This window comes from Streptomyces tricolor, assembly GCF_002155905.1.
Classification (GTDB): domain Bacteria; phylum Actinomycetota; class Actinomycetes; order Streptomycetales; family Streptomycetaceae; genus Streptomyces; species Streptomyces tricolor.
In genome coordinates this window covers 1-7,693 of the sequence record NZ_MUMF01000465.1, presented here as the reverse complement: position 1 = coordinate 7,693, position 7,693 = coordinate 1, and the positions used below count along the sequence as shown (strand labels likewise).

Genomic DNA, 7,693 nt, shown 5'->3' with positions numbered 1-7,693 from the left:
GCCGCCGGTGCCCCGGCGCCAGGCCTCCAGCTCGTCGCCGTTCAGGCAGACGATCCCGCACTGCCGGGCGTACTCGAGGGCGGGCGCCGTGAAGTCGCTCGTGGTGACGACCGCCGCGACGTCGGCCTCGTGGATGGTGAAGCAGGTCCCCCCGAAGCGCTGCACGTCCTGCGAGCCGACCTTGTTCCCGTCGCCGTACTGCTTGCACTGGATGACCACGCGCCGCCCGTCCGGGGCGATGGCGACGACGTCCGCCCCGAGGTCGCCGGCTCCCCCCACCACCTCCACGTCGCGGCAGCCGCCGCGGGCGCACAGCTCCGCTATGGCGTACTCGAAGCCATCGGGGTCCAGCTCGGCGTAGTCGGCCGCGAGGAGGGGAGCGGCGGGCTCCTCCAGGATCACGGTCTCCGCGGTCGGTTCGGCCGGCGCGCCGGTCCCCGCGGGGGCGGCCGGCTCCTCCGTCGCCGTGGCGCCGAGGTGCTCGGAAGCCTCGTCGGCGGCCTCCTCCAGGGCCCGGGCGGCCCTGCGCGCGTATCTCCCGGCGGAGAAGCGGCGCCACCCGGAGCGGAACCTCAGCGCGCCGGCCAGGCCGAGGACCGCCAGGACACCGGCCCACACCGGGCGGCGCTCGACCATGACCGCCGCCGTGCGCGCCAGGAACGCAAGGACGCACCAGATGATCGCGAGCAGCAGGAAGAACATCGCGGTGCTGCGCAGGTCGAAGCGCCGGCGGCGCTCCGCCCGTCGGCCCTGGCGCACGGGTATGGTCATGCCGGCTTCCTCCTGACGGCGACGACGATCTCCTGGCTACGGATGCCCAAGATCGCCGGTCGCTCCCACGAGGGGCTCCGGGGAGCGCCGCCGAACGCCGGGGTGCCGGGCGGCCGACCGCGCTCCGGGGCCTGTCGTTCGGATCATGCCGGTGTCGGGGGGGGCAGGCCGCTAGCGGCGCCGCCTCTTGCCGGCGAGGCTGGTCGTGCACTTCGTCCTGGCCTTGTGCCTGTTCGCCCGGGAGTCGTACGAGGAGGTGCTGCGCGTGCTGACCAGCGGCATCCCGGGCAGCCGGGCCCTCGCGCGGGTGATCCGGTCGTCGCTGTGCCGGGCCCGCGCCCGCCTCGGCGAGGACGTGCCGGAGACCGTGTTCCGCCAGGTGGCCGGCCCGCCGTACTGCGCCGCCGTCAGGCGACGGCCGGGCGCCGGCGAGCGAGGCCGGCGAGGTGCTGCTCGCGCAGTTCCTCCCACATCATGGTGACCCTGGCAGGGGCCACCACCGCCTACAGCGGTAGCCGGGTCGGGTACGTCGGGTACAAGGAGGGCACGCCTCGCGCGCCCGGGCGTGAACCGCGGCCCTGTCACGGTAGGCCGCGGGCTCGTCGAGCACATGGGTCCACCGTCTGATGGCACCGCGCCGGGGTACGACCGCAGGAGGAGTCCTGCTTCCTTCCGCGGTCGCACAGCGGTCATTCACCTGGCGTGCCCGACTGCGACTCCGGTTGCATGCGAGAGCGACCCAGGATCGATGTGGCCTTGCGTGTGCCGCCCTGAGGATGACCGGGTGACCGAGATCATCGCGGGGCTGTACATGTCCCCTTTGGAATTCCTTGTCTTGCTGGGTGCCGTCACGCTGGTGGTGGCGCGCTGGCTTCCCGCCGCCCGCGATCGTGCTGGGTGTGGTGGGGGTCCGCTGGCAGATGCTGCCGGTACTGGCGGGTGCTGCCATCGTGTTGCCGTTCGCCCTCTCTCCCCTGCTGCGACGCCGTGCCGGCCGGACGGCGTGGCGGGCCCGATGGTGGCAGGCGTTGCCGGGGTCGGTGGCCTGCGCCGGCCTGATCGCCGCGGGTCCGGTGGCGGCCTGGGCCTTTCCCGTACCCGTGTTCCCCGAACCGTCGGGCCGCTTCGCGGTCGGCACCCGCGTGATGCAGTGGACCGACCCGCACCGCCCCGAGACTGCCACCGCCGACCCGCACGACCGGCGCACGGTCGTGGTCCAGCTCTGGTATCCCGCGCAGAAGAGCCCCGCAAGCGCACAACGGGCCCAGTATCTCGGACGCACGGAGCACGAGGCGCGCACCGTCTCCGACGCTCTCGCCCGCCATGTCGGCCTGCCCGGCTTCCTGGTCGACGGCGTCCCGCACGCCCACAGCCATTCCGTCTTCCACGCTCCGGTGGCCGGCGGGGGCGGACGGTACCCGGTCGTGCTGTTCTCTCCCGGACTGGGCGGCGTGCGCACCCAGAACACCGCCTGGGCGGAGGAACTGGCCAGCCACGGCTATGTGGTTGCCGGCCTCGACCACCCGTACGACTCCGCCGCCGTCGTCCTCGCCGACGGCCGGACGGTCAACTCCAGGGTCGTCTCCACCGGCGACCCTGAGAAGGACGAGAAGCTGGGAGTCGGCTGGGCGACGGTTCGAGCCGCCGACCTGAGCTTCGTTCTCACTCAGCTGGGCCGTCTGGACCGAGGCGAGATCACGGGCCCGCTGACCGGGCGTCTGGACACCGGCCGGGCCGCGGTGACCGGCCACTCCATAGGCGGCGGTTCGGCTCTGCAGGCAGCTCGTCAGGACCGACGGTTCGACGCCGTCATCGATCTGGACGGCTATCCCTACGACCCCACCTCCCGCTCCCTGCACCAGCCGGCGCTCGCGCTCACCCAGGGGATCACCCCGGACACCGACCCGCAGTACATACCCCGCCTCACCAAGGTCCTCAAGCTCAACACCGTGACGAGCTATCGGCTCACCATCCCCGGCGCCGCACATCTCACCTTCATGGACGGCCCCCTGTACCTGCCGCCTGTGCCCTCGATAGTCGGCTCTCTGGGCCGCACCGATGGCTCGCACGTTGTCGCCGCGACCACGCTCGCCTTCCTGGACACCACGCTGCGGCACGAACCCGATGACCTGGCCGCCGTTCTGTCGGCCTACGGCGACCTCAGCGTCTACTCCCCGGACCACAGCCGCTGACCAGCCGCGCCGCGGACGGAGACGACGCCCCGCCGACGGAACGGCCGTTCCCTCGCCAGCTGGTGTGCAGTCCGCGGCGCCGCGCCCGCCGCGGTCCTTCCGCGTGGTGGCCGCGTCTTCCGGCGCGCGAGGGTTGAGCGTGTCTCTTTGATCAGTTGGTCAGTTGATCGGATGTGTCCGTCCGATTAGCGATCACTGATGCGATGTGGGACCGGGTCGAGCCGCTGATGCCGGCCGATCCGGTCCGCGGTCGGCGATGGGCCGACCACCGCCGGACCCTGGAAGCCATCGCGTGGAAGTACCGCACCGGCTCTCCCTGGCGGGACCTGCCGGACGAGCTCGGCTCGTTCCAGACTGCTCACAAACGGCTGATCAGGTGGGCCGTGGATGGAACCTGGGAACGCATCCTCGCCGCAGTTCTGGCAGCGGCCGACGCTGATGCCGACATCGGCTGGACCGTCTCGGTGGACTCCACCGTCTGCCGGGCCCACCAGCACGCCGCCGGAGCCAGGAAAAGGGGGCGCCAAGTCGGGCCGAACCTGACGATCATGGCCTCGGACGCTCCCGCGGCGCCTGAGCACGAAGGTCCACCTTGCCAGCGATAGCCGTGCACGGCCCCTGGCCCTCCGTATCACCGCAGGCCAGGCGGGCGACGCCCCGGCCTTCGAGACCGTCATGGCAGGCATTCGTGTTCCGCGAAGCGGACTCGGACGAGCGAGGACCCGACCCGATGCCGTCCTGGCGGACCGCGCGTATTCATCCCGCGCGATCCGCAATCACCTCCGCCGGCGCGGAATCCGCGCTGTCATCCCCCAGCCGTCCGACCAGGTCGGCCACCGTCTGAGACGAGGCCGCGGCGGAGGCCGACCACCGGCCTTCGACGCCGAGGCGTACAAGCAGCGCAACGCCGTCGAGCGGTGCATCAACCGACTCAAGCAGTGGCGCGGCCTGGCCATGCGAACGGACAAGCTCGCCATCGCCTACCAAGCCGCACTCCACCTCGCCGCGATCCTCATCTGGACCGCCGCTTGACCGCCGAAGCGCCTTGCCCGCGAAGATGGCTGCATGGACGATCTTGTGGAGTTCCTCGTCGCACGTGTCATGGACGACAACCACGCCTATGCCTACGTGGCCGGCACCCTGGGCGGCGAGGCACTTCTCGACAGCCATCTCCCCATGCTCGACCTGATCGAGCAACTGGCGAACGACTACAAAGCCATGGACTCCTCGGACTCCCGCTCGACCGGGCTGGCATACGCGCTGCGAGTCCTTGGCCAGTCATACGCCGAGCACCCCGCCTACCAGCAGGAATGGCGCCCATAGCCCTTCAAGGAGACAGGCCCTAGCCGCGCAACCTGGCCGGCTGTTTCTTCGCGGCCGTCTTCCTCGTCGGCGCCGGCAGGTCATGCACCCCCCGGACCTGCGTCCCCGGTCCGGGACGCCTTGGCCTTCTGCACCGACTCCCGCAGCGCCGCCATGGTCCAGGACCTGCGTCGGCGCCTGCGGCTCCGAGGCCTGCGGAAGCGGCTTCTCCTCCCGCTTCGCCTCGGTGATCTGCGCGATCGCCTCGGTGTACCGGTCGGTGCACTCCTCCCCCCTCCAGCTTGTCGGTGGTCACGGGTGTCCATGAGCGCCAGCGCGCCGGGGATCTCCTCCTCGGTGACCTCGGTCGGCGGCGGGCGCGACTCGGCCGGGTCGCGGATCTCGTCCGGCCGGCGCATGGCGTGCAGGACCAGGACGTCGTCGCGGATCCGGAGGATCCCCAGGCGCTCCCGGCCGGACCAGGCGTACTTCGCCACGGCCACCTCGGCCGAGCGGCCCAGGGCCTTGACCGGCAGCTTGTACGGCTTGGCCGCCACCTGGCCGGGATCCGGGCGGGCATTCCGCAGCCCGCCGACCAGGCCGCCCACCGCAAGCGGCTCGGCCGTCGGGGTGGCCGCCCACCGGCCTTTGACCGCGAGGCCCCGCAAGCAGCGGCACACCGTCGAGCGGTGCATCGACAAGCTCGAGCAATGGCGCGGCCTCGCCACGCGCTACGACAAGGCCGCCACCGTCCACCTCGCAGGACTCCACCTCGCCGCCGTCTTCATCGGGTCAGCCAGGTGATCCGAAGGAAGCAAAACGACCTAGTCGGCCACGGTCGCCCCGCCGGTGACGCCCTCCCCGCTCCGCTGCTGCGGGATCACCGCCGGGCCCTGCTGGAGGGAGACCGTGCGGGTGGGGGCCGGGATGCGGATGCCCTCCTCGCGGTAGCGCCGGTGCAGGCGCTTGATGAACTCGTGCTTGATCCGGTACTGGTCGCTGAACTCGCCGACGCCGAGGATCACCGTGAAGCCGATCCGGGAGTCGCCGAAGGTGTGGAAGCGGATGGCCGGCTCGTGCTCGGGGACGGCGCCCGTGACGTCCGCCATGACCTCCGTGACCACCTCCGCGGTCACCCGCTCGACGTGCTCCAGGTCGGAGTCGTAGCTCACCCCGACCTGCACCAGGATCGTCAGCTCCTGCTCGGGGCGCGTGTAGTTGGTCATGTTGGCCTGGGCGAGCTGGCCGTTGGGGATGACCACCAGGTTGTTGGAGAGCTGGCGGACCGTCGTCTGACGCCAGTTGATGTCGACGACGTACCCCTCCTCGCCGCTGCTCAGCCGGATGTAGTCGCCCGGCTGGACCGTCTTGGAGGCCAGGATGTGGATGCCCGCGAAGAGGTTGGCGAGCGTGTCCTGCAAGGCCAGGGCGACGGCCAGACCGCCCACGCCCAGGGCGGTGAGCAGCGGCGCTATGGAGATGCCGAGGGTCTGCAGGACGACCAGGAAACCGATCGCCAGGACCAGTACCCGGGTGATGTTGACGAAGATGGTCGCCGAGCCCGCGACCCCCGAGCGGGACTGGGTGACCGTACGGACCAGACCGGCGATCACCCGGGCCGCGGAGAACGTCACCACGACGATCAGCCAGACCTGGAGCACCTGGTCGACGTGGTGCTGGACGGTCCGGGTGAACGGCAGCACGGCCGTCGCCGCCGCCGCGCCGCCCGCGATCGCCGCCCACGGGACGACCGAGCGCAGCGCGTCCACGATGACGTCGTCACCGCTCCAGCGGGTCCGCTTGGCGTGCTTGGCCAGCCAGCGCAGCAGGGTCCGCGACATGAAGGCGAGCACCAGTCCCGCCCCCAGGGCGATTCCGGCGAGGACGAGGTCGTCCAGGGTCAGCGTGCGGTTCACCGGTCACCTCCGGGGCGCACGGCCGCTGTGGAGAACCACTTGTGAAGTGTCGTCACGTTGTCACCTGCTCGATGTCCGGGATGTGCGATCGCGCCGGCCGAAGGAACTCCGGTGACCGGCGCGCTCGCTCATCCTGCCGTATCCGGCACACCAGTTCGTACCGGGACCGGCGCTCTTCGGGCACCGCTCAGACGATGCCCTCCGCGAGGTCCGCCTGGTCGCGGTCGCTGCCGTACGCCGCGGTGGTGGGGGTGCCGTACGACCGGCGGGCGACGTACCACCAGGCGGTGGCGAGGACCAGGACCACGGCGAGGGCGACGGAGGCGTAGTTCATCGTGCTGACCGTGACCGGCGACGCCTGCGGCAGGCAGAACAGGACCGTCACACAGGCCACCCACCCGACCGCGATCCAGCCGACCGGCCTGCTCCAGCGGCCCAGGTGCCAGGGCCCCCGCTGGAAGCGGTCGCCGGCGCGCAGCCGCAGGAACACGGGGATCGCGTAGGCCGGGGTGATGCCGATGACGTTGATGGCGGTCACCGCGTTGTACGCCGTCGTCGAGTACAGCGACGGCAGGGCGAGCACGCAGGCCACGGCGACGGACAGCCAGACGGCCGCGACCGGGGTCTGGGTGCGGTCGCTCACCTTGCGCCACAGGTGCGAACCGGGCAGCGCCCCGTCCCGGCTGAACGCGAACACCATCCGGCTGGCCGCCGCGACCTCGGCGTTGCCGCAGAACAGCTGGGCGACGATCACGACGAGCAGCAGGGCGCTCGCGCCGTCGGTGCCGAGGCCGTCGAGCAGGATCTGGGCGGGCGGCACCCCGGTGTCGGTGGTGCGGGTGGCGTCGTAGTCCTGGATGGCGAAGGTCAGCCCGGCCAGCAGCACGAAACCGGCGAGCCAGGACGCCCAGATGGCGCGGACGATGCCGCGGGAGGCGGCCACCGAGGCGTGCGAGGTCTCCTCGGACAGGTGGGCGGAGGCGTCGTAGCCGGAGAAGGTGTACTGCGCCAGGAGCAGGCCGATCGCCGCCACGTACAGCGGGTTGGACCAGCCCGTCTCGTTGGCGAACTCGGTGAACACGAAGGACGGCGACTGGTGGTGGTCGGGGAAGACCGCCAGCGCGCCGACGATCAGCGCGACGCCCGCCAGGTGCCACCACACGCTGATCGAGTTGAGCAGGCTGACCAGGCGGACGCCGAACAGGTTCAGCACCGCGTGCAGCAGCAGGATGGCGCAGAAGATCACGAAGGTCTTGCCGGGCGTCGGCTCGAAACCCCACTGGAGGTTGGCGAACGCGCCGGTGAACAGGGCGGCGCCGTAGTCGATGCCGGCGATCGCGCCGAGCAGGCCGAGCAGGTTCAGCCAGCCGGTGTACCAGCCCCAGCGCCGGCCGCCGAGCCGGTCGGCCATGTAGTACAGGGCGCCGGAGGTCGGATAGGCGCTGGTGACCTCGGCGAGCGCGAGGCCGACGCAGAGCACGAACAGGCCGACCCCGGCCCAGCCCCACAGCA

6 protein-coding genes and 3 pseudogenes are annotated in these 7,693 nt (G+C 71.4%); 5 read left to right on the top strand and 4 right to left on the bottom strand.

Features of this window, described 5'->3' with window-relative positions; translation table 11 throughout:
- On the bottom strand, nucleotides 1-771 hold a 771-nt coding region (locus CCN44_RS29840), incomplete at its 3' end, for a restriction endonuclease (RefSeq protein WP_086701024.1).
- A gap of 187 nt (nucleotides 772-958) precedes the next feature.
- Here CCN44_RS29840 and CCN44_RS29835 point away from each other — a divergent pair.
- From CCN44_RS29835 to CCN44_RS29820, 4 genes and pseudogenes are all read left to right on the top strand, one after another.
- Entirely contained in the window at nucleotides 959-1,252 is a 294-nt protein-coding gene (locus CCN44_RS29835) for a transposase domain-containing protein (RefSeq protein WP_086701022.1), read from the top strand.
- Between the two features lie 267 nt (nucleotides 1,253-1,519).
- Nucleotides 1,520-2,963: pseudogene (locus tag CCN44_RS29830) on the top strand (alpha/beta hydrolase family protein).
- A gap of 203 nt (nucleotides 2,964-3,166) precedes the next feature.
- Nucleotides 3,167-3,995 (top strand): annotated as a pseudogene (locus CCN44_RS29825) (IS5 family transposase).
- Nucleotides 3,996-4,028: 33 nt separating this feature from the next.
- On the top strand, nucleotides 4,029-4,286 hold the full coding sequence (locus CCN44_RS29820; protein ID WP_059246553.1) for a DUF6221 family protein: 258 nt from the start codon (nucleotides 4,029-4,031) through the stop codon (nucleotides 4,284-4,286).
- A gap of 80 nt (nucleotides 4,287-4,366) precedes the next feature.
- Here the strand turns inward: CCN44_RS29820 and CCN44_RS29815 are convergent, their stop codons facing one another.
- On the bottom strand, nucleotides 4,367-4,768 hold the full coding sequence (locus CCN44_RS29815; RefSeq protein WP_414820526.1) for a Ku family protein: 402 nt from the start codon (nucleotides 4,766-4,768) through the stop codon (nucleotides 4,367-4,369).
- A gap of 48 nt (nucleotides 4,769-4,816) precedes the next feature.
- Between CCN44_RS29815 and CCN44_RS44140 the strand changes: the two are divergent.
- Nucleotides 4,817-5,069: pseudogene (locus CCN44_RS44140) on the top strand (IS5/IS1182 family transposase); the annotation flags it as partial.
- Nucleotides 5,070-5,089: 20 nt separating this feature from the next.
- Here the strand turns inward: CCN44_RS44140 and CCN44_RS29810 are convergent.
- Both CCN44_RS29810 and CCN44_RS29805 read right to left on the bottom strand, forming a co-directional pair.
- Nucleotides 5,090-6,181 (bottom strand): mechanosensitive ion channel family protein, encoded by a 1,092-nt coding sequence (locus CCN44_RS29810; protein WP_059246555.1) that lies wholly within the window; start codon nucleotides 6,179-6,181, stop codon nucleotides 5,090-5,092.
- Between the two features lie 187 nt (nucleotides 6,182-6,368).
- A partial coding sequence (locus CCN44_RS29805) for an amino acid permease (protein ID WP_107502121.1) occupies nucleotides 6,369-7,693 on the bottom strand: 1,325 nt, incomplete at its 5' end.